This window comes from Candidatus Neomarinimicrobiota bacterium, assembly GCA_016784545.1.
Classification (GTDB): Bacteria; Fidelibacterota; UBA8477; order UBA8477; family JABMPR01; genus JABMPR01.
This window is the reverse complement of sequence record JADHUM010000006.1, coordinates 38,198-61,296: the sequence shown is the minus strand read 5'-3', so window position 1 is coordinate 61,296 and position 23,099 is coordinate 38,198. Positions and strand designations below refer to the sequence as shown.

Below are 23,099 nucleotides of genomic sequence, written 5' to 3'. Positions count from 1 at the left end.
ATCCCTCTAGATAAAATCTTATTTTATCCTTGCTAGAAGAGGAGTATCAATTGATTTTGGTACTCTTAACTTTTAACTTTAAGTCTATGGCGTAAATCGTCTGAAATGACGTATTCTAAAGAATTTCTGAAATAGATATCTTCTCGAGGAAAATTTCGATGAAGTCCAGCAGGGAAAGGTTCGATCATGGCGCTCACAGATATTGATTTAGCGAATATAGATGCGAAGCCATTCTTTAAGTCCCAAATCCGCCACCTGCTCAATATACTCTACCGCATTTATCCAGATGCAAATGTCTATTTGTTCGTAAAGAACGATGGACCTGAATTTGATCTTCAGGATCTACCTACTAACAAAGCCCACTTGTTCGAGTCTATACCTTCTGATGTCCCAGCCATTGTGGAGATGACGGCCACAAAAGAAATTACTAGTAAGTTTATTCTCAATCAGGAAAATGCCGCCATGTTTTCAACTGAGCCAGCGGATTGGGCAGAATACTCAGTTCTATCCCCCCTGGGTGAGCCCGAAAGTATAGATGGATTTTTACTTTCCATTTTCCCAGCAGAATTTGATCGAGATATGATTAACCTGGAGGTCTTCGACGAAGTGGCCGCTAGCATCACCAGTAACTCGATTACATCAAATCTGTTGGAGAGTTACAAGGACCGATCAGATCACCTATCTATCATGCTTGAAGTAAACACCCATCTAAATGTGGCAGCGACTAAGACAGATTTTTTGTTTGAGATAACTCGGTTTGGAAAATATTTTCTTAATTTTGATCGAGCTGTGCTCGTCCTCCATCCAGAAAATACACCCGAATATTTCATGATAGATTCAATTGAAGGAGATGAGACAGGCTTACAACAGGGGATGAGTTATCCTGTTTACAATTCCCTCGTGAGTAAAACTATTCTCACCGGCCACCACTTCATTTATAAGCAAAGTAGCGATGCGGCTCCAGAAGGCATATACAGAACTGGAGATTTTGAGGAATACCCATATAGTCAGGTGATTGGCTTTCCCCTGGTGAAAGTTAAAAATGGACCAGGTGTGCTGGTTCTCGAGTCATCGAAAGAATATCCAGTCAAGCAGAGCGAAATGGGTATCTTCGAGATGATCAGTCAGAGTCTGGGGGCTGCACTGACTCGCTTTAGCCTGTACGAGCGCCTCAATAACTATGCGACAATTGATACACTGACCCATCTCTACAATATCCGAGCTTTAAAACAACGCTTCGAGGAAGAATTGGCCCGTGCCGGTCGCTATCAAAATTCTTTGGTTGTCTTATTCCTGGATCTGGACAAATTCAAATTGGTCAATGATACCTATGGACATCTCGTTGGTGATTTCGTTCTCAAAGAAATTTCACAAATTATACGAGATTCAATTCGTACCAGTGATATCCCTGGCCGTTATGGTGGCGAGGAGTTTGTAGTTATTATGGTGAATGCTGACGCATCCGCCTGTATGGCCAGTGCCAAAAGAATTTGTACAGCTGTTCGTGAACACCAATTCGAAATGAACGAAACAAATATTGAAAATAGAATCAGTATTGGCCTTTCAGAGTTCCCACGAGACGGCGAAACCATGCAGGATTTAATCCAGTCAGCTGATGCTGCCATGTACACAGCCAAGCGTCGAGGCGGAGATCAAGTTGTCAAATACGAGAAAGGTATGGTGCCAAAATCACGCGCTTGAAACCGGGTAAGCTGATTCTCAGTCTCGTTTCTATCTTTATTGTTTTTGGCGAACCTGCATCTGCCCAAACGATTGATCTGCCCCCAATCATTTTATCAAATGTACCTTTTGAAATCAATTGGGAAGGCTTTACCGAAGCCAGCCCTGAGCATCCCGTTATCATCAGGGATCTTTCAGGAAGCTCTTTTAAGATCACCAGTGCCATGGGTGAAGCAGATGTAAAAATTCAGGGAAGTACGGTTCTGGAATACGCTCTTAATGATGGTGGCATTGAGAGGCAGGACGTATCGTCAATTCCTGGCTGGTTGAGTCTATTGCCCCCACTCTTGGCCATTGTCCTGGCCCTGTTAACCAAAGAAATGCTGATCTCACTGTTCGCCGGTATCTGGGTAGGTGTGACTATTATGATGAGCTACAATCCCATCAAAGGCTTTCTAAGCTCTCTAGATGGGTATATCGTCAATAATCTTGCCGACTCTGGTCACGCGACGATTTTACTTTTCACCTTTGGCTTTGGCGGACTTATTGGAATTGTCCAACGCAACGGAGGCCTGGCTGGCATTGTGGCTATCGCAGCAAAATTTGCCAAGACCAGAATCCGTGGCCAGGTCGCCACCGCTTCAATGGGATTGTTCATCTTTTTTGATGACTATGCCAACAGTCTTCTTGTGGGAAATACCATGAGACCCTTTACCGACAAACTGCGTATCAGCCGAGAAAAATTAAGCTACATTGTCGATTCCACAGCAGCACCGGTGGCCAGTATTGGCATAATTAGTACCTGGATTGTTTTCGCCATGTCCCTCTTGGATGGTCAGCTGCAAATCTTGGGTATTCATACAAATGCTTATCTTATCTTTTTATTGTCTATCCCCTTCAGCTATTATGCAGTCCTGGCCATCATATTCGTCTTCATGAACGCGCTCTCCAATCGAGAGTTTGGTCCCATGTACGAAGCTGAAAAACGGGCCATTACAACTGGAGAAATTTTACGTCCTGGAGCACATCCGCTTTCAGATGATTCACTGCTAAGGAATGCCATGCCTGAGGGTATTCCGCATCGTTGGTACAATGCAGTTATCCCAGTCTTCATCGTCATTGTGATGACCATGGTTGGCATGGTAATAACAGGTATGCCTGGTACATTTTCGGATAATCAAAGCTTCCTGCAAAAGATCCTGGTAATCATGGACAACACAAATTCAAGTCAGGCCCTGTTGTGGGGCAGCTACATCGCAACCTTTGTAGCTATTGCAATGGCCATGGGACAAAAGCTTCTCACCTTGAGGGCAGCTTTGGAAAGCTGGTTTGAGGGGGCAAGAACCATGTTTCTGGCCGTTATAATCCTTATCCTGGCCTGGAGCCTGGGTAACGTGTGTACTGATATTCACACCGCCGATTTTATTGTTCACTACACACGTGACTTTATTTCCCCTGGAGTACTTCCTGCCCTCACTTTTATTATTGCGGCTTTGATTAGTTTTGCAACGGGCACATCCTATGGAACCATGTCCATACTGATTCCTCTCATTGTGCCTTTATCTGTACAATTGACTGGGGATGTTCATAACGTGATGTTCTGGGCCACATTTTCTGCCATCATTAGTGGGGCAACCTTTGGGGACCATTGTTCACCGATTTCTGATACAACCATCCTCTCATCCCTGGCAAGTGGTGCAGACAATGTTGACCACGTTCAAACTCAACTTCCATATGCTCTTGTTGTGGGTGGCGTAGCCATTTTATTTGGCTTTCTCCCAATTGGTTTAATCCCAGGTGCAGGTTATTTGACCGGTATCATCCTTTATGCCTTCAGCATAACGGCACTGTTTCTCATACTAAAATTCTATGGTAAACTCCTTCCTGCCGAACCATCTGAACTTAAAGGAGTTGAAAGCCTTTAGAATTATGCGAAAACGGACCATGGGCAGAATCGTAACGATAATCGTATTTATGCTGATTTCATCTCTCTTCGGTGATGATTCTCCCAAGACCTATGATACTCGTGCCATTGATGCCTTCATGGACGGAATTGATCTGGAAGCTGCTGGAAAATATGATCAGGCTATCATGGCATATAAAAGAGCCATCAGCTATGATCCCAGAGCGGTTGATATTCATTTTTCACTGGCCAAGCTTTATCTCCAGACCAAACAGAAGGAATTAGCCCATGCCTCTCTACTTAACGTAATTAAATATGATCCTCGAAATCTTGAAGCCCTGGAATTATTGGGGGAGATATCCCAGCTGAACAAGGAGCATGATCTGGCACTGGGTTACTTTGAACGTATCCTCGACATTGAGTACAACAATGATTATGCAATTCTTCAATCAGCTCAGATTTATCATGTGCTAGGTGATTCCATCCGTGAGGCAGAATTTCTCATCCGCCTCTGGGAATTGGATACGGATCGTATTGCTGCCTTGCAACGAGCCGAATCCATTTTCCTTGCGGCTAATGACTATGGCAAAATCACTGAGTTATACAGCAAACTGATAAAACGGATGCCGACAAAAACGGATCTGGTGGGTCGACAAATCAGATTATTCCTGGGTATGAATCAATTCTTTGAGGCTGAAGCCCTCATGGATTCGCTCATAGACGTCGCTCCCTATTCAATGGACCTGCAAAGCATGAAAACCGATTTGGTTAAGGTCATGCATGGTGAAATGGCAGCCATTGATTATCTCACCGATGTCGTAGATGAGTATCCTGACGCCTGGGAATTGAAATTGAAACTGAGCCAACTATTAATCGATGCAGGGGAGTCTACAACTGCTCGTTCACTGCTTTCCGAAATTATTGAAATCAAACCTGAATTGGCAAATGCAGTGTCCATGTTGGTATGGACCTATCTGGATGTGGATGATGTTCAACAAGCTCGTGAAGTTTTGGCCAATTACCTCCCGGCTTTTCCAGAAGATTTCTTTTTGCACCGACTTATGGGAAGCATCATGCATGACATAGCAGTAACTTATGGTGATTCTGTAAACTACCAGGCTGCCCTCGATGCACAGAGAGCTGCGTTAAAGCTTAGACCTGGCGATCAGCAAACCCTCCACTTAATTGCCAATACACTTGAGCTTTTCGGTCGTCGAGAAGAGGTGCTCCAGACCTATCTTCAACTGATCGAAATCAATCCGGAGGATGATCTAGCCCTGAACAATTATGCATATTTGATAACAGAGGGGGAGGTCGGTGAAGACACCTTGAGGCATGCTGCTGAATTTGTCGAACGGGCACTCGTGCTCCAACCCGATAATGCTCCCTACCTGGATACAGCAGGCTGGATCTATTTTAAACTGGGCCACGTTCAACTTGCCCGCGAATTCATTGATCGGTCCCTCACCATCAACCCTGACAATGCAGAGGTTTTAATGCATATGGGAGACGTTTTAGAGTATCTTGGAAAGTCGAATGAGGCTTATATCTACTATATGCGTGCCGATAAGCTAAAATGAGTGAGAGTCGGGAACTTAAACACAAAAATGATGTTCCAAATATTGAAGAAATGATTACCAGAAGGAAAGCACATTGAGTTTAATCAGCCTGGTTATTCCCGTTTACAATGAAGAAGAATCACTCGTTGAACTGTATAAGCAAATCAGGGAAGCGCTGGAACCATCAACTCATGAATTTGAGATATTGTTTATTGATGATGGCAGTCAGGACAAATCGCTCCAAATCATGCACGAACTTAGCAGTCAAGACCCCAGAGTAAAAACTATTGGATTTCAGCGAAATCATGGAAAAGCCACGGCTTTAAACACGGGGTTTCAAAAATGTGAAGGTGATTATGTGATTACCATGGATGCTGACCTGCAAGACGATCCAAACGAAGTTCTGGAGCTCATCGCCATCCTCGATTCTGGTTGGGATATGGTGTCCGGTTGGAAAAAAGTCCGTCACGATCCCATTGGAAAGAGGTGGCCCTCCAAACTATATAATTTTACAGTTTCAACCCTCTCGGGTATCCCCATTCACGACTTTAATTGTGGGCTTAAGGCTTATACCCGCAAAGTGGTTAAAAATATTGAACTCTATGGAGAGATGCATCGCTACATTCCAGTTCTGGCAAAGCAAAAAGGTTTCACTTGCACAGAAAAAGTGGTTTCCCACAGGGCTAGAAAATACGGTGAATCCAAATACGGAATAAAACGGCTATTTACCGGGTATCTGGATTTGTTTACAGTCATGTTCCTGGGTACATACATGCGTAAACCCATGCATTTCTTTGGATTGGCAGGAATGTTATTGCTTGTCCTGGGAATGGCGATTCTTGCTTTCCTGAGTTTTCAGTGGTTTCGCCAGTATTTATTCGGGACTGGGCAATGGATTGGAGGTCGTCCAATTTTTTACATTGGCATGCTACTCTCCATTATCGGAGGCCAGTTTATTTCCATGGGGCTCTTGGGTGAGCTCATAACCAGCTCACTCCATAAGGAGAATCCTGTCATCCGCGGTGATGACTGATCTTAATTTTCTGTGCGACTCTCTTTAATCAGCGTTGGTCCGCCGTATCGCGGGGGTATATCCGATCTAAGTGCACTAATTTACGAGGAATTGAGTAAAGACCACCAGGTCCAGTTCATCAATTTCAAGCGTCAATATCCTTCAATTCTTTTCCCCGGGAAAACAGAATATAAAATTGGAGATCGGGCTTCAGATTTTCAGTCAAAACGAATCATCGATTCCATTAACCCGCTTACTTGGATTAAGGCAGTTAAGCAGATAAGGGAATTCGATTCTGAATGGGCGATCTTCCGCTACTGGAATCCGTTTTTTGCCCCCCTCATTGGCTACATCGCAGGAAAGTTGCGCAAAAAATCTATTAAAGTTGCCGTTCTTATCGACAATTTGGTTCCCCACGAGGAATCCTTTCTGGATTCTTGGATGGCCTGCAGAATTTTAGGCCGGGTAGACCATGTAATCACCATGTCCAAATCGGTTTCACAGGATGTCCAGACACATCATCCGGGAATGAAGACATCGACCCTCTTTCATCCCCTCTATGAAATATATCGATCCAGCCATACCAAAGCTGAAGCAAGGGCAAAACTAAACTTGCCCCAACATCCCATCGTGCTCTACTTTGGTCTCATCCGTCCCTATAAGGGCCTGGATATAATGATAAAAGCCCTGGGGGCCATTAAACACGAATTTGATGATTATACCGCTCTCATTCTAGGTGAAGCCTATGAGGATTCACAAAAATATGTGGACCTGATTAAATCTGAGGGGATTTCATCATATACCATATTTCGCAATGAATTTATTTCCGATAGTGAGCTTCCACTTTATTTCACAGCAGCTGATGTCCTGGTTTTACCATATCGTTCTGCAACCCAAAGTGGAATTGTTGGAATCGCGCTCCAGATGGATCGCCCCGTCATCGCCACAAAAGTTGGAGGGTTGGGAGAATATATACAGGAGGGAGAGACAGGATATCTGGTGGAACCAGAGAATCCTGAAGCTCTGGGCCAGACTATTTTGAGATTTTTCCTTCAGGAGGATCAGGATAGAATGACTGAAAATATCAAAGCCACAAAATCTCAATATTCTACTCAAAGTTTTTGTTCTCGGCTAATACAGGATCTACAAAATGCCTGAACCAAGGATTTGTATTCTCGTCCTGAATTGGAATGGGGCAGATGACACCATAGGGTGTGTTCAATCACTACAAAAGGTGACCTATTCCAATGCTGAAATCGTCGTTATTGACAATGGATCCACTGATGATTCAGTCCCACGCATTCAGAAGCAGTTTAGTGACGTTAAAATCATTGAGCTTGAGTCAAATTTGTTCTATGGAGGCGGAAATAATGCTGGCCTTGAATGGGCTCAAAAACATGGTTTTGAGTACGTCATCTTTTTGAATAATGACACGACGGTGGAACCCGATTTTCTTGAACCGTTGCTGGCAGGATTTGATTATTCAAAAGCAGTTGGTATGGTGGCACCGCTTATGTGCTATTCTGCGGTACCAGATATCATTTGGTATGGTGGGGGAAACATCAACTTGTGGACGGGAGTTGTAGAGCATCGATATATTAGAAAAAATGTGTCAACTCTTGAGGGTAATCCTAAGATAACAGATTACATCACGGGTTGCTGTCTGATGATGCCAACCAAATTAGCTGTTGAACTGGGTGGATTTGATCTATCATTCAAGATGTATGGGGAGGACGTGGATCTTTCACTGCGAACCAGAGCAGCCGGATATGAGCTATTGTTTGTACCTGAGAGCAAAATATATCATAAGGTTTCAGCATCTATCGGTGGTGAATTTGCATTCTCTAAATTGAAAAGAAAACTTGATGGTTTATTAAGAATTATTGCTACGCATGCAAAATGGTACCAGTGGGCTACGATCCTAGTCTCTCAAATTCTTCTCAGCTTTAAATATGCGTTCATTTATCTAAAAAATCGAACAGCTAATGGAAACAGTACCAGTGCAGAAAGTTGATGCTCCCATGAAACGCTTGATCTGGTTCTCTGAAATCAAGTGGGACTATCTGGTCACCAGGAAACAACAGATTCTAAATCGTTTCCCTGCGGATATAAAAATTCTGTTCATTGAACCCTTCGTTTTAGGGAAGCGTCAACACTGGTTTCCCAAACGACATGGAAACATTACTGTAATAACCGTACCATTTTTAAAAACCATTCCTCAACCCCTTATATCAAGTCTTTTAAATTTCAGACCTGTGCGGTGGGTATTCGGGATAGCAGGAGCTCTCTATTTTAAGTTCATCTCAGGCTTACTGGGATTCTCTGGCCGTAACCGCGTCATTGGTCTCAGTTCTGTTTTCTGGGGTAAGGTTGCAGCCAGGCAAAGAGCAACTCTGCATTTCTATGATGCCAATGATGCCCATCTTGATTTCCCAGGAAATCCAAGCTGGTTAGAAGAATATCTGAAGACCTATCTTAGTGTAGCTGATCTCTGCTTCTCTGTGAGTCCCGAAATCAGTAATAGCATTGAGAGTTTGGGAGCCCAAAATATTCACTTGCTGGGGAATGGGGTGGACTTTGAGCATTTCTCTACATTGCAACCTCGACCAGATCGCCTCAAAAGTATTACCAAACCCATTCTTGGGTATGCCGGAGCCATGGATTGGCTGGACTCGGAATTAATTCGAGAGGTTTGCAGAGCATATACCGATCATGAAATTATCCTCATTGGGCCTGAAATCCGACCGGGATGGTTTGAAAATCAGCCAGCATTTAAAGGACTGGACAACCTATCCTATCTGGGGAAGGTCAGTTATCAGGATTTACCCGCCTATGTACAGACATTTAATATTGCCCTCATCCCATTTGTGGTTGATGAATTAACCAGACCGTTGAATCCGAATAAACTTTATGAGTACAGTGCTGCTGGAAAAGCAGTGGTTTCCATGAATTATTCATCCACAATTGAGGCCTTACGTGAGATCATCTTTGTAGGGAGATCACATGCTGAATTTGTTTCGCAGATACGATCTGCCTCTGAGAACCATCAACCAGAACTATCGCTAGATTTGGCCAGGGGAAATAGTTGGGATGAGATTTCTCTGAATATGCAAAGGACCATTCAAAGAGAACTGTCGAGGAAACAGGCGTGAAATCAAGTTTTAACAAAAATGTCCTGACCCTTGCAACTGGGGTCAGTATCGGGCAAGCAATCCCACTTTTAATCAGCCCTATTTTAACCCGGATATACAGCCCTGAAGATTTCGGTATTCTGGCACTTTTCCTTTCTATTGCAACCTTGATATCTGTCATATCTAGCGGCAGATATGAGCAAGCCATAATGTTGCCCGATACAGATGAAGAGGCCATGCATCTGACTGTTATATCATGGACATTAGCGGCGATTAGTAGTGTCCTTATGCTACTGGCTATTATTCTCTTTCATCCTATAATAATGAATACCATTAACAATCAGGCATTGACTACCTATATCTATTTTACGCCACTTCTGACCTTTATTCTGGCAACATTTAATATCTTAAACATCCTGGCCACCCGACTTAATGCGTTTTCCCTTCTATCAAAAGTCTCAGTTATTAAATCAATGGTCAATGGTAGTGTTCAGCTGATTGCAGGTACCTTGAAGGGCGATGCGTTGGGCCTAATTCTTGGCCAAATACTGGGAAGCCTGACTCAAATTGTAGCGCTATTCACCAATCTCAGGGGACGCATGCTTCGGCTCTCTTTCCCAGCGCTGAGTTCAACAAAAATATTGCTAAAAAGATATAAACGATTCCCTCAGTTTTCAGTGGCCGCCGTCCTTTCAAACACGTTGACTCAAAATGTGCTGAATATTTCAATTTCATCAATATTCTCCATAGCTTTGCTTGGGTATTATTCTTTTGCCAATCGCATCCTGATCCTACCCATGAGTTTTCTGGGCAATTCAATCGGTCAGGTGTTTTTCCAGGAGGCCACTAGCGAGAAGAATGAAACAGGCAGCGCTCAAAAAACACTAAAATCAACCTTCTGGAAATTATCCTTGCTCAGTATTGTAGGATTTGGATTCCTGCATTTCATCATTCAGGATTTGTTTGTAATCGTGTTTGGCCAAAATTGGGCACAGGCTGGATTGTATGCCAGGTACCTGATTCCTATGATGGCAGCAAAATTTGTGGTTTCCCCATTAAGCGCTATCAATAATATATTCAATAAGCAGTACATATCTCTGGCCTGGCAGGTTGGATTTTTAACTTTGACCGTCATCTCTCTGGGAATGGTTGACTACTTTGACCTTGCATTTTCCACCTTTATTAATATTTATGCCCTTGTTATGGCTGTATATTATTTACTGATGCTACCCTTTATCTTCACCTTCGCGAGGGGATCAAATATCCCGAAAAGTACCTGATAATTATGCTCAGGGATCATCGTACTGTCACCACTGTAGTTAGCTCTGATTTATGCATGAGTTGCGGCATTTGCCAACCTTCCTGCCATGTGGATGCAATCACAATTGTCAACGATAAAAAAAGTGGGATGTTTATACCAATTATTGACGAGTCCATTTGTGATTTTTGCGAGGAATCAAAAGTTGGTAAATGTGTTATCGTATGCCCTGGAGTAGAGGTTAATTTTACTAAACTATCCCAGAAATTTATTGAGGGCACCAAACATTCACCCATTCTTGGGAATTATGACAAATGTTATTACTCCCATGCCATGGATCATGACGTAAGATTTACATCCAGCTCTGGCGGTGTTGTCACATCTCTGCTTATTTTTGCCCTGGAACAGAAGCTCATTGAGGGTGTGGCCGTAATTACCATGGATACTGGTTTAGAGCCACGCGGGGTTATCGCTAGAACCAGTGAAGAAGTTAGAGCGGCGGCAGGTTCTAAATATTGCCCGGCCCACCTGGGTGATGCCCTCACAGAGATCGCGAATTCAGAAGGTCGATATGCCGTAGTAGGACTACCCTGTCACCTGCACGGCGTGCGAAAACTTGAGAAAATCAACCCACGCCTCAAAAGCAAAATTCTCTATCATTTTGGCTTATACTGCGCAAATACCAATTCCTTTCATGGCACTGAATATTTCTTAAAAAAGAATGAAATAAATCCTGAGGATGTCTCCCAATTGCGTTATCGGGGCATGGGATGGCCAGGGATGTTTTCTTTGAAAATGAAAAACGGCGAGAAGAAAACCATCAAAAGAGGAACCACTGAAAAAGATAAAAAGCGACGTGCTGTATTTTCCTCTGCTTTTCACTATGATTTTCAATTACCCCGCTGCTTTACCTGTAATGATCTCACAGCCGAATTAGCAGACATTTCTTTTGCTGACCCCTGGAATAAAAAATTTATTGCCAAAGAAAAAGTGGGCAAATCCATGCTGGTGGTAAGGAATAAAATCGGGGACGAATTGTTGAAGCTTGCCGTAAAAATGGGTGCAATTGCCCTGGAAGAAGCCGATCCAGAGGAAGTCGCCAGAAGTCAGAATGTGGATTTTAAAAATGGGGCTCAATCCCGGTTAAAGGCACTCAACTTTCTCGGGAAAGCCACCCCTCACTACATCGGGAAAGAACAGACCACCCACTTTCGCTATATGTGGAACCTTGGTTTTCACATTATGAGTTTTATCCCAAAGAATAGAACGACGCTTAAATTCCTTCCACTGGTGCAGTTCAGTCGAAGGGTGTTACTTAAATTAGGAAATCTTTTATAAAAGTTTGAAAAGGGAGCGTATCGTGACTTTAAAAGTTGTGATAATGGGAGCTAGATTAAATTCCAATTTGGGTGGTCCATCACTTTATGTGAGTACTGAAAAGGCCATTCGAAACTACCGTGAGGATGTGGAATTTAAATATTTCACCCAGGCTGGAGAATATGCAAAAGACCAACAAGAACAGCACCTCTATGGGGCAGACGTACTTCCCCTGGAAGAAAACTTTCTCGCTCTTGGTGGATTGTTCTACAGAATAATTAGATTTTTCCCATTTACCGCCTATAAAAAATCCCATTTGGCCCTTAAAGATGCCGATGTCATAGTAGATGTCTGGGGAATCATGTTTACAGATTTCCTGGGAAAGAATACCTTAATCAATCGTTTCAGAGAAGGCCTGAGATTGCTCCTGGGAAAGATTTATGGCATTCCAGTGGTTAAAGCAACAGCTGCGCTGGGACCCTTTAATTTGAAGTGGAATAGACGACTTGCATACTTCTACCTGAAGCATTGTGTTAACAAAGTCATGACACGCGATGAGAAGTCCTTCAATGAACTGAAAAAGATTGGCGTTGTGACAGATGTATACCTCACAGCAGATACAGCATTTTTACTCCCTTTCGAAGAGATTCCACCACTATTCTCTGGTACATCAAAGGGCAATGTGCTGGTCTCGGTGAGTCATCAAGCTACCAGTAGAGCAACTGATGAACAATCCTACCTGGACATTATTTCAAAATTTATCAAGCAGGTAATAGACACATATGAAATCAGCGTTACCCTGTTGCCAAATGCCATTGTACCTGAAGATAATGATTTAAGGATCGCACAAAAAATTAACGATCTGGTTGCCAGTGAGAAATGCATACTTATCGATCCCACAGGTCTAACTGCCATGCAAATAAAGGGGGTTGTAGCGCAATCCAGTGTGGTGGTTGCCTCCAGATATCATACTGTCATTGCAGCACTCTCACTTGAGAAACCAACGATCTCCATTGGTTGGCATCATAAATATCGAGGTGTTCTGGGACTGTTTGGTATGGAGGAATGGGATATGCCCGTCGATAAACTTGAGCTGGACTCCCTCCAACAAAAATTTGATGAGCTCTGGAAACAACGCACTGCGCTATCCAAGACCATCGCTCTAAAGTTGCCCGAGGTCAAAAAAGATATCTATGACACTTTCAAACAGGTTTTGTCTTCAGTGCTTGAAAAATAGGCGAATTGATATGGCCGGTTTTTCACATTTTTGATATGAGTAGAGGAATATTTTTAAATAAATGAAACAATTCGTTAGAGCCGTAAAAATTACTGGTACCGGGTCATATCTCCCTGAAAAAATAATTACCAACGAGTATCTGGAATCCAAAATAGACACCAATGCTGCATGGATATATGAGAATCTGGGCATTAAAGAAAGACGGATCGCAGCAGAAAATCAGGCAACCAGTGATTTGGCCTCAAAAGCCGCCCTCAATGCCATTGAAAATGCTGGTCTTAAGGTAACGGACATAGATTTAATCATCGTTGCAACAGCGACACCAGATCGACTTGCTCCATCAACTGCAGCCATCGTGCAGGATAAGATACAGGCCTATAATGCCGTTGCATTTGATATTTCCGCAGTGTGCAGTGGTTTCTTATATGCAATGTCAGTTGCCTCCCAATATATCGCCACAAGTGTTTATGATAATGTTCTGGTTATCGGTGCAGATACCTTCTCCAGAATTACGGACTGGACCAGGCGCGATGCTGTTTTTTTTGGTGACGGTGCTGGAGCAGCAATTTTTTCTCATGGAGATGTGGATGAAGGCTTCCTGGCATTTCGACTGTATACTGATGGCAGGGGAAAATGGAACTATACGATTCCTGCAGGAGGATCAGAAATACCATCCACTCACGAAAGTGTGGAGCAAGGGCTGCATTATTTCCAGATGAACGGCCGCGAGGTATACAATACGGGCACCAAGGTTCTGCCAATTGCCATCAATCAGGTGCTTGCGGATACCGGACTTACCATTGATGATATCGACTATATGATTCCACATCAACCCTCAATTAAAATCTTGCAAAAAACTGCAGAAATTTTAAAACTTCCCTGGGAAAAGGTTTTGACCAACATGGATAAATACGCCAACACAAGTGGTGGTACGATTCCCATTCTTCTGGATGAATCAAATCGTAGTGGCAAGCTCCATGGTGGAAGTACCTTACTATTTGCTGCTGTTGGTTCTGGTTGGACCTATGGCGCTTCAATATTACGCTGGTCATAAATATAAAAACGAAAGATATCGCATGATTATTATTACCGGGGCATCAAAGGGGATAGGCAAATACTTGCTTGAGACATATCTGGACAGGGGAGATGAGCCAATTATTGGAACATACCTTAGTACTGTACCTCAACATCGTGTGGACAATTTTGTTCGAATTGATGTCTGCGATTCTACTCAGGTAGTTGAATTTGTTGAAAAAATAGCAGAGTCTGCCAATCACCTCACCCTGATTAATTGTGCAGGAATTTCATACAACGCTTACACACATAAAAGTGATCCTGATGAATGGAAAAAGGTGGTAGAGACCAATTTGTTTGGCAGCTACCACTTTATAAGGGCTTTGTTGCCCCTAATGCGTGATCAAAAATATGGTAGGGTGATTAACTTTTCATCCGTGGTGGCCGTTAAACCTACCCCTGGTATCAGTGCGTATTCTGCATCCAAATCCGCCCTTTGGGGTATGACAAAATCTTTGGCTATTGAGAATGCTTCGCTCAATGTAACCATCAATAACATAAATTTGGGTTATTCAGAACTCGGTATGATCAATACTGTCCCGGAAGAGTACAGGAAGAAAATTACTGCTCAAATACCAGCAGGCTTCTTATGTGAACCCCAGGATATTCTCTCAACGGTGGAGTATCTGAGAAATACAAAATATATAACAGGGTCATCTATAGATTTAAGCGGCGGACTGGTATAGCTCAACTCAGGGTAGGATAGTCGTCGAACCTAAGCTTGCCAGGAGTCAATAGAGGGATTCCCTCTATTCATCTCTTTCCATTGAGATTCTGTGAGATAAATCGTAATACCTTTTTTGGCTAATCTTTCTAGCTCCTTAAACACAGGAGCTGCATGCATCACCCATGAAGCTGCATTGCCAAATTTAAATTGTCGCATAAGACCAATTGCTGAAAAATGTTGGGTGAGCATTTCGTTTATCCACTCCGTATTTGGACTGCCAATACGTGTTTTAGATACCTCAGGATCAAATCGGGTAATATCACGCCTAACCGAATCCCCATTTGAGTCAATATATTTTGCTTCAAAAATAGGGGAGTGGACTTCAATTGGGAATGTCTCATCAGTATCCTCTATCACATGTGAAACTGCCATACCCACTGCAATTGTTACCCCTATACCAACAATCTGGGCATCCAATTCAACGATTCTCCCCAGGGGTGAATCTGTATGACTGATATTTGGATCTTTCCAATGATCTGAAAGCATATAGTCCATTTGCTTGCCGATTGCACATACTGAGGAAAAAGGGTGAGAGCTTCTTATGACACCTGGCCAGGTCCTGAAAACTTCAGTAATTTTTCCCATATGTGATTTCTGTGTGCGCAGGTCGATAATGCTCCCAGTTTTCATGCCTTCTTCAACGTCAGCTGCTGATCCATATGCAGGCATCAAAAGGGTGCCAGAAGGTTCAACGGTTTCCAGAAAACTTTTAATAATGGTTCCTGCACCACCATCCACATTGCCAACTTGTGACATGGCTGAGTGGACCATTAAAATATCACCTGCTCCAAATCGTGCTGCAGCAAGGTCGGATTTTAAATCGGCAAGCGATGATGCATCCATCCGGGCTCTGCGTAGATTCCGCACAATAGACCGTAAAGAACTATACAACGGGCGAATGGATTTGCGAATAGATAGAGGGATGAGCTTAGTGATCTGATTCATAACAGCTTATTTCTTTTCCTGGTTCAGATACTTCCCAGCTTCCTGGAATGTGATTGCTTTCAATTGTGAGCCATAGCGGAGTTCCATCTGCTGGTGAAATGTTTTAAATGCACTTAGTATTTTAGGATTCATTGATTTAGAATGGCAACTAATGGACACAAAGAGGTCCGAATTATTTTCTTGATATTGCTGGATGTATTGGGTAGCAACATCCACCATTAGATCGGGATCCTCTCCCAATTCCAGCAAATACCAACCATCTCTAACGATTTTAACCTCTTGCATGAGTTGCTTGGCCAGAGTGTTTTTCTTCGCGGGTGTATTACTCATCTGGATAGGATATCCCAACCGTTTACGTCTTTCGCGAAAAAGGAATGCCCCGATCACTTTTCTAAAAAACGCTTTAGCTAGATGCCATCTGGCTTCACCCTTTCTAAGGGCTAATACTGGAATCTCAAACACGCCGCTGTCTGCAGCCTCAGCTAAACCTGTGCTGGGAGAAATAAAATAATTCCCAAGTGATGGTACCTGGGTGAAGTCAATACGATTCACATCGGTCTCATAGGTCATTCCAGGAACTATTGATGAGTCAATAGTATATCCTGTTTGTTTGAGTGCGCTGAAAATATCCTCAGAATGTGGTTGGACACCATATCCACCTGCTCTATAGGCCAGACACTCATAGTTTGGGTTAATAGGGATCAATAAATCCTCTAAGTGCTTTTTTGCCTTTGTTAAGAGACCTACACAGAAATCACGTAAGCTGCTTCCATCCTCTGGAGACCAGTTCCCGATGAGAAATTTGACAGGGTCAACTTCGAAAGTTGTACTGCCATCCTTACCAAATGAAATTTCAGTTTCAAGCCAGTGGGGATGGATGTGGGTCTGAACGTCATGGCCACTCCTGATGGCCTGCACCAGTTGCTCTTCCACCAAATGCGGAAACTCAGTATAACCCAATTCACGATAGCGCCACAGGCAGGTCAGATCACAGAAGAGGGTCATGGGTACACCAAGTTCGTCACAAGATCGGAGTACATTTTCTGTTGTCTGAATCAGAACTTCGTTTTCGGGTAGGTAGTTCCCACCGAGAAACAGTTCATAGTCATTTGAATACAGAATGTATATCATTTTCTGAATCTCCACGTTGAAAATCACCGGCGTGATACTGACGAATTAAACTAAAAGGCTTGACCACTGGTAAAAGGTAAAAGGGAACAGCGGAGGATTTCCGCTTAAAAAATAATTCCTGCGTAGGTGGTGACCAGATACCCAAAATATGTGCAATCTAAAGCGAGTGGAAAAGCCCAACATTTACCACGATTTCAGGAATTATTTTTGTTATAAAAAAGAGTACTTAATTCTCTAATAATGCAGGTTAAGTTTAGACCATCGTATCAGATCAACCAAATTGCGGGGAAAATGTATGAGAACTCGGATTCCAATATGGGTATTACTAAATTTAATAACCACAGTATGGTTATTTGGTCAAAATCATGTGCTTCATCTCGATGGGGACGGGGATTATGTATCATTACCCTCAACAATTATTGAAGGGACTGAATTTACAATCGAGGGGTGGGCTTACACCAATGGAATTGGAGGTGGGCTGGACGGACAACATACTATTTTCACTCAGCGGGATTACTCAACAGGAACGGGTACATCAGCCATAATCCTGAATGCCGTAAGCCCCACTGTAGGAGATATGATACGGTTTAATATCAGAAGTACAAATGGACCAAATAATATTGTGGAGTATCCTGCCAGCGATTATGAAGAATGGCATCATTATGCAGGTGTTGTGAGCACAGATAGTGTGTTTCTGTACTTTGATGGCGAATTGGTTGATATTGTGGAAAACACTCAGTCAGGGATTTTTCATCAAAGTATTGAGCTAATTGAGATCGGCCGCCATTACCATTCATCCAGTTATCTTGCGGGTTTTTTTAATGGTTTCATTGATGATCTTCGTATCTGGGGGGGAGCACTGAATCGTCCTGACATATTAGATGCAAAACATGGCTTCATTCAATACATAGACCTTCCGCTGCTTGCACATTGGGACTTTGAATCGGAGGGGATGATCGATTTAACTCAAAATGGACATGATGGGATGCCCATGGATGATGCCCACATCATTGAGATGGAATTAAATAATATCGAATTTGGCTATAGTCTTTATCTAGATGGGCTGGATGATTATGTGAGTATCCCCAACCCGCTTATATATACAACAGAATTTACCATTGAAATCTGGGCAGCTATGTTGGGAACTGGTGGTGGTTTGGAACAACAAAATACGCTTTTTGCCCAGCGGGATTACGCAACAGAGACTGGTGCTGCATCCATAATACTCAATGCCAAAAATCCCACTGCCGGTGACATGATACGGTTTAATATCAGAAGTACCCAGGGACCAAACGATATTGTTGAATATCCTGCAAGGGATTATGCAGAATGGCATCACTATGCTGGTGTGGTAGGCCTGGATAGCCTATACCTATACCTGGATGGAGTATTGGTTTCGGCTGATGTGAATCGTCAGACGGGTGACTTTGATTATAGCATTGATCAGGTGGAGATAGGTCGGCACTTCCATTCAGTTCTTTACGAAGCCGGATATTTCTATGGGTATATCGACGAAATGAAACTATGGTCAATCCCCAGATCAGCTGAACAAATTCAAAATGATATGTTTGAGACTTTAACTGGAGATGAACCTGATTTGGCAGCTTACTATAACTTTGACAATCAAGTTGCAGAGGATCTGTCCGCGTGGGGGAATCATGGTGACCTGGTCAACGGAGCAGATATCATAGTTGCTGATGTGTCCCCAAACGCCTGCCTGACGAGAGGAGATGCCAATGGTGATGGAATTACAGACATTTCTGATTTAATCACCCTTGTCCAATACATCATTGGAAGGCCAGTCAACGATTTTAATGAAAGATGTGCGGATATATCCGGGGATGGCGTCATTAGTATTTCCGATATGATGGTTTTAATAGACTATTTGTTGGCAAATTAGCTTTGGTGTCAGAACTGTTAATCACTTTAATGATAATTGAGGTGTAATGGGGATTAAATATACAAAAATAATCTCCAGTATTAAGCGTCGACCGATTCTCAGCTGATAAATCATTTTCCATAAACCATTATGGGTTTAGCTTCGATGCAAATGAAGCTTGGTATGGACTCTTCTTGCACTGGAGTTTCCCTATCCTTCTATGAACCTTAACCATTCCGATGTATCGCAAGGACTCACTATGTTTTCAGAATTTATTCGCAAGGATATTAACAAGGCATTAGGAATATTTCTTCTCATTCTGCTTGCCTTATTCTCAACTGTTTTTTTCAAAGGATACATCTTTGGTGGAGGTGATACTACTGCAGCCTCAGGGATGACACGACAACTTAGTCTTTACCATACTGAGACGGGGGAGTATCCTCTATGGCAACCCTACATTTTTTCGGGTATGCCGGCTTTCAGCAGCATGATGTATACAAAGTGGGTCTACTTCCCCAATTTAATATTGAGTCTTTTTAATAAAATTGGCATGCCATCACTGTGGAGCATGCTGTTCCATTATCTCTTGGCCGCCATGGGTGTCTATGTATTGCTGAGGAGTCTTAAAGTGGGTTTCTTGCCAGCTCTGCTTGGCGGATTTGCCTATATGTTGACCCCATTTTTTATCGTTATGGTCTCAGCTGGTCATGGGTCGCAGATGATGACTGCTGCCTATCTACCCTGGTTGATTTACGCTACCAAAAGGATATTTGACAAACCCGACTTGAAAGGTTTGGTAATCCTGGCCATTGTGGCTGGTTTCCAGCTTCAGAGGGGACACGTTCAGGTCGCCTATTATGGATGGATGGCTATGGGCTGGTATGTCGTAATTGAAGTAATTTTCAGGGCCGTTGAGAAAAATTGGAAAAATTTTCAGCTCTCAGTCGGATATTTTCTGGGAGGTCTGATCCTGGGAATTGGTTTGGCGGCAGTCCTTTACATCCCTTCCCTGGCATATGTAGCTCACACAATTCGAGGTGGAAGCGCTAGCGGGGGACTAGAGTATGGTTATGCCACGAGTTGGTCCTTCCCACCCTATGAATTTTTAGCCCTCTTTTTCTCTGACTGGTTTGGATTTGGTGGTCAAACCTACTGGGGCGGTCGCACGTTTACCGAACATTCCGACTTCATTGGATTAACGCTCCTTATCCTTATGGTTGCAGCATTTTTTAATCGGGAAAACTTAAAGGTGAAAATATTTCTGCTCTCTACCATGCTGTTGGCCTTGCTGGTGAGCTTTGGCAGCTATTGGCCCTATCTGTTTGACGTGCTTTTCAAACTCCTCCCATTTTTTAATAAGTTCCGTGTTCCCTCAATGATTCTCATCTTAATGGAGCTAATGGTAGCCATTTTGGCCGGGGTTGGGCTATATACGCTACTCAACCTAGATGAGAAGCGACGGGCAGATTTGGTTAAGGGAATGCTTATCGCGACTGCTGTCATGGGTGGGCTCTTTGTAGTAGTACTACTTTTTAAAGGAATGATTACAGGGGCTTTTTCAAATGTCTTGGCGCAGTCACCAAAATACCATCCACAATTGAGTGTGGCCCGGATCGATATGTTTTACTCCAGCCTGATAAAAGGTCTGTTTATTGGAACTCTGGGGTTGGCTGTGATTTGGGCATATTTCGCTCAAAAAATTAAAGGCATGGTGCTTTCCCTAACCATGATTGCTCTGGTAATTGTTGAGCTGGGGCATGTTGATTTGCGTTTCACGAAAAATGCTGTGCCAAAAAAGAGAGTCCAGGCGGGAGAGCAAGAAACACCAGCAATTCGCAAGTTAAAACAGCTTACGGCAGAAAATCCTGGCAGGATTTTTCCTGTCCACATCTTGTTCGGGTCCAATGGCTGGGCCTTGCATGGCTTGGAGTCAATCGGAGGTTATAGTCCTGCAAAATTGAAAATACTCCAGGATTTTCTTAACGCGACCCAGATTGAACAAACATTCTTGCCCAAGTACTATTCACAAACTGCAAATGGCGCATCACCAAAACCCATTGGAGATGTTGATCCTGCTCTGAGGAAACGGCATCTGGATCTATTAAGAAATTTGAATGTAAAATATTTGGTTTCTCCGTATCCCATAAATGACCCGTTCTTCAAATTAATTGATCAACCCCTGCATATCGTCAGAGGACAAACCGCCCAGGTTATTATTTATGAGTTCACAGATGACTATCCCAGGGCCTGGTTCGTGCCAGAAATTGCTACGGTAAGTCATTCAACTGAGATGAGCTCAAAAATGGATACATCAATGGCGAGTCCAGATAAATTAGCCTATGTCCTTGATCCTGAGGGGAGTATAGAGAAAACCCAGTATGGGGTAGGTAACGTTGTAGTGGCGGAGCACTCCCTTCAATCACTCCAATTAAAAACAGATAATAATGAAGATGGTTTTTTAATCGTTAGTGAAGTGTACTACTCCGCCGGATGGTCAGTTTATATGGATGACAATTCCAAGTTGGAAATGTTTGCATCAAATGAATTGATTCGCGGTATTCCAGTCCCTGCAGGTCAGCACACATTGACATTTGTATATGAACCGCCTGCAGTTCGGGCTGGTTTTAGAATTACCTTCTTGTCAGCCTTTATCATTTTAGGCCTTGGTGCTTTTCTCATTTATAGAAGCAGGAAATATCCAGAGCAAGAGTAATGCGAGATTTCCGATCCACTACAAACATAAAACTGGGGCTCTTTGTCCTCAGCATTTTAATAATTATTGGATCCCTCTTATATACAAATTGGCTTGTCAGAGAACTGAAAGATGACAACCTGCGTTTCTTAAGCTACAATTCTAAATTATTGGCGAATGCGCTTTCTGCTGACCTGCAGAGTCAAGCCTATCTGGATGAGCAGCGCCGATTTTTGAGCTATAATGCGAATCTATATGCCACAGCCCTGACGGCGGATACACCCAGCATGGATTTCGCTTTTAACAAGATTATTCGCAATATCAGCTTTCCTGTTATTATCACTGTTATTGAGGATGGCCAACAAATCATATATGCTCATCGCAATGTCAGTATTCCCGATTCAATAGATGAAGCAAATTTACCCCCCTTTCTCTACCAGATCGTTGAGGCCATGGATGCTCAAAATGAGGCGATTCCTGTCAAATATCTTGATCAGGAAATCATGCGGGTTCATTTTGGAAGTATTGAGCGACCAAAATTTGAAGAAATCGTCGAAAATATCATGCGAGCAGTCAACTTTCCCATGATTTTGACCAAGATGAATGCTCAGGGGGATGTAGAAATTCAGAACCATACCATAGATCTTGGTGAAACCCTGGATTCAAAGGACAGTAAGCTGGTGCTTCAAATGGCGCTGCGGCGGATGGATTCAATAAATGACCCCGTTCCAGTTAAATTTGGCAATAAAACCGTCATGCTGATTCACTATGAGGATTCTGGTTTAATTCAGGCCCTGCGCTGGTTCCCTTTTATCGAGTTTGGGATCATGGGGGGATTTATCCTGCTGGGTTTTGCGGGTTTCCAATTTATTCGAAAGGCAGAACATCGGGGTATCTGGGTGGGGCTTTCCAAGGAAACAGCCCATCAACTGGGGACCCCTCTCTCATCGCTCATGGGGTGGATAGAACTCTTAAGACAAGAGGAGAATAGAGAGCAAACCAGCAAAATTGTAGAAGAGATGGATAGAGACCTTCAGAGACTGAATCAGGTCGCTGATCGCTTCTCAAAAATTGGTGCTGGCGTGAAACTAGAAAATCTTTCTATCAAGGAATTGGTAGAACCTGTCCTCGGTTATGTTCAGCGTCGCATCCCACAGTGGGGCAAGTCCATTGACGTGGAATTCGATTGTCCTGAAGATTATCGGGTTTTAGCTCATGCAGAATTGTTTGGATGGGCCTTTGAAAACCTGTTAAAAAATTCTGTTGATGCCATAAAAGAGGATGAGGGCATCATACAAGTCCAGGTGCTTAGACGCAGCAACTGGGTCCAGGTTCGAGTTCGTGATAACGGAGAAGGCATCCCACTGCGAGACCATAAAAACATCTTCAGGCCAGGGTGGAGCTCAAAAAAACGGGGTTGGGGTCTGGGTCTGAGTCTCGTCGAACGCATCGTCCGTGAATACCATCAGGGAGATATTTCTGTGGAGTCTGCTCCAGGGCAGGGCACCAGCTTTGAGATAAGCTTGAAAACACCGGCAAGTGCCTGAAAAATCT

17 protein-coding genes are annotated in these 23,099 nt (G+C 43.1%); 15 read left to right on the top strand and 2 right to left on the bottom strand.

Features of this window, described 5'->3' with window-relative positions; all coding sequences use genetic code 11:
• Positions 1–186 precede the first annotated feature (186 nt).
• The 12 genes from ISR87_02665 to ISR87_02610 all read left to right on the top strand — a co-directional run bounded on the left by ISR87_02665 (position 187) and on the right by ISR87_02610 (position 14,857).
• Positions 187–1,701 (top strand): sensor domain-containing diguanylate cyclase, encoded by a 1,515-nt coding sequence (locus ISR87_02665; protein ID MBL7024333.1) that lies wholly within the window; start codon positions 187–189, stop codon positions 1,699–1,701.
• Complete coding sequence (locus ISR87_02660) at positions 1,698–3,605, top strand: Na+/H+ antiporter NhaC family protein (protein ID MBL7024332.1); 1,908 nt, start codon at positions 1,698–1,700, stop codon at positions 3,603–3,605. Before ISR87_02665 ends, ISR87_02660 begins: the two co-directional genes overlap by 4 nt.
• Entirely contained in the window at positions 3,592–5,163 is a 1,572-nt protein-coding gene (locus ISR87_02655) for a tetratricopeptide repeat protein (GenBank protein MBL7024331.1), read from the top strand. The genes ISR87_02660 and ISR87_02655 overlap by 14 nt, the downstream gene beginning before the upstream one ends.
• A 73-nt stretch (positions 5,164–5,236) precedes the next feature.
• Positions 5,237–6,175, top strand: a complete 939-nt coding sequence (locus tag ISR87_02650) for a glycosyltransferase family 2 protein (GenBank protein MBL7024330.1) — start codon at positions 5,237–5,239, stop codon at positions 6,173–6,175.
• A gap of 90 nt (positions 6,176–6,265) precedes the next feature.
• On the top strand, positions 6,266–7,312 hold the full coding sequence (locus ISR87_02645; protein ID MBL7024329.1) for a glycosyltransferase: 1,047 nt from the start codon (positions 6,266–6,268) through the stop codon (positions 7,310–7,312).
• A complete protein-coding gene (locus ISR87_02640; protein MBL7024328.1) occupies positions 7,305–8,168 on the top strand; it encodes a glycosyltransferase family 2 protein in 864 nt (287 codons plus the stop codon). Before ISR87_02645 ends, ISR87_02640 begins: the two co-directional genes overlap by 8 nt.
• On the top strand, positions 8,155–9,306 hold the full coding sequence (locus tag ISR87_02635; protein MBL7024327.1) for a glycosyltransferase: 1,152 nt from the start codon (positions 8,155–8,157) through the stop codon (positions 9,304–9,306). The genes ISR87_02640 and ISR87_02635 overlap by 14 nt, the downstream gene beginning before the upstream one ends.
• On the top strand, positions 9,303–10,565 hold the full coding sequence (locus tag ISR87_02630) for an oligosaccharide flippase family protein (GenBank protein ID MBL7024326.1): 1,263 nt from the start codon (positions 9,303–9,305) through the stop codon (positions 10,563–10,565). The genes ISR87_02635 and ISR87_02630 overlap by 4 nt, the downstream gene beginning before the upstream one ends.
• A gap of 128 nt (positions 10,566–10,693) precedes the next feature.
• Positions 10,694–11,881, top strand: coding sequence for a Coenzyme F420 hydrogenase/dehydrogenase, beta subunit C-terminal domain (locus tag ISR87_02625; protein MBL7024325.1), 1,188 nt, complete (start codon positions 10,694–10,696; stop codon positions 11,879–11,881).
• Between the two features lie 22 nt (positions 11,882–11,903).
• Positions 11,904–13,097, top strand: a complete 1,194-nt coding sequence (locus ISR87_02620; protein ID MBL7024324.1) for a polysaccharide pyruvyl transferase family protein — start codon at positions 11,904–11,906, stop codon at positions 13,095–13,097.
• A gap of 61 nt (positions 13,098–13,158) precedes the next feature.
• Positions 13,159–14,151, top strand: a complete 993-nt coding sequence (locus ISR87_02615) for a ketoacyl-ACP synthase III (protein ID MBL7024323.1) — start codon at positions 13,159–13,161, stop codon at positions 14,149–14,151.
• Between the two features lie 22 nt (positions 14,152–14,173).
• Positions 14,174–14,857 carry an SDR family oxidoreductase gene (locus tag ISR87_02610; protein ID MBL7024322.1) on the top strand — a complete coding sequence of 228 codons (684 nt, stop codon included), beginning with the start codon at positions 14,174–14,176 and terminating at the stop codon, positions 14,855–14,857.
• Positions 14,858–14,886: 29 nt separating this feature from the next.
• Here the strand turns inward: ISR87_02610 and ISR87_02605 are convergent, their stop codons facing one another.
• The gene (locus tag ISR87_02605; GenBank protein ID MBL7024321.1) at positions 14,887–15,843 is read right to left on the bottom strand and encodes an AAC(3) family N-acetyltransferase; all 957 of its coding nucleotides are present in this window, start codon (positions 15,841–15,843) and stop codon (positions 14,887–14,889) included.
• A 6-nt stretch (positions 15,844–15,849) separates the two neighbouring features.
• Entirely contained in the window at positions 15,850–16,974 is a 1,125-nt protein-coding gene (locus ISR87_02600; protein MBL7024320.1) for a hypothetical protein, read from the bottom strand.
• Positions 16,975–17,269: 295 nt separating this feature from the next.
• Here ISR87_02600 and ISR87_02595 point away from each other — a divergent pair, with 295 nt between their 5' ends.
• The 3 genes from ISR87_02595 to ISR87_02585 all read left to right on the top strand — a co-directional run bounded on the left by ISR87_02595 (position 17,270) and on the right by ISR87_02585 (position 23,092).
• Positions 17,270–18,874, top strand: a complete 1,605-nt coding sequence (locus ISR87_02595; GenBank protein ID MBL7024319.1) for a hypothetical protein — start codon at positions 17,270–17,272, stop codon at positions 18,872–18,874.
• A 238-nt stretch (positions 18,875–19,112) separates the two neighbouring features.
• Positions 19,113–21,566: a hypothetical protein gene (locus ISR87_02590; protein MBL7024318.1), complete on the top strand. Its 2,454-nt coding sequence runs from the start codon at positions 19,113–19,115 to the stop codon at positions 21,564–21,566.
• Positions 21,566–23,092: a HAMP domain-containing histidine kinase gene (locus ISR87_02585; GenBank protein MBL7024317.1), complete on the top strand. Its 1,527-nt coding sequence runs from the start codon at positions 21,566–21,568 to the stop codon at positions 23,090–23,092. The genes ISR87_02590 and ISR87_02585 overlap by 1 nt, the downstream gene beginning before the upstream one ends.
• Positions 23,093–23,099 lie beyond the last annotated feature (7 nt).

Bases quoted from the DNA above. Each gene is read 5' to 3' on its own strand.
- ISR87_02665 (MBL7024333.1), top strand. From the start codon at position 187: ATGGCGCTCACAGATATTGATTTAGCGAATATAGATGCGAAGCCATTC.
- ISR87_02640 (MBL7024328.1), top strand. From the start codon at position 7,305: ATGCCTGAACCAAGGATTTGTATTCTCGTCCTGAATTGGAATGGGGCA.
- ISR87_02625 (MBL7024325.1), top strand. From the start codon at position 10,694: ATGTTTATACCAATTATTGACGAGTCCATTTGTGATTTTTGCGAGGAA.
- ISR87_02615 (MBL7024323.1), top strand. From the start codon at position 13,159: ATGAAACAATTCGTTAGAGCCGTAAAAATTACTGGTACCGGGTCATAT.
- ISR87_02610 (MBL7024322.1), top strand. From the start codon at position 14,174: ATGATTATTATTACCGGGGCATCAAAGGGGATAGGCAAATACTTGCTT.
- ISR87_02605 (MBL7024321.1), bottom strand. From the start codon at position 15,843: ATGAATCAGATCACTAAGCTCATCCCTCTATCTATTCGCAAATCCATT.
- ISR87_02600 (MBL7024320.1), bottom strand. From the start codon at position 16,974: ATGATATACATTCTGTATTCAAATGACTATGAACTGTTTCTCGGTGGG.
- ISR87_02595 (MBL7024319.1), top strand. From the start codon at position 17,270: ATGAGAACTCGGATTCCAATATGGGTATTACTAAATTTAATAACCACA.
- ISR87_02590 (MBL7024318.1), top strand. From the start codon at position 19,113: ATGTTTTCAGAATTTATTCGCAAGGATATTAACAAGGCATTAGGAATA.
- ISR87_02585 (MBL7024317.1), top strand. From the start codon at position 21,566: ATGCGAGATTTCCGATCCACTACAAACATAAAACTGGGGCTCTTTGTC.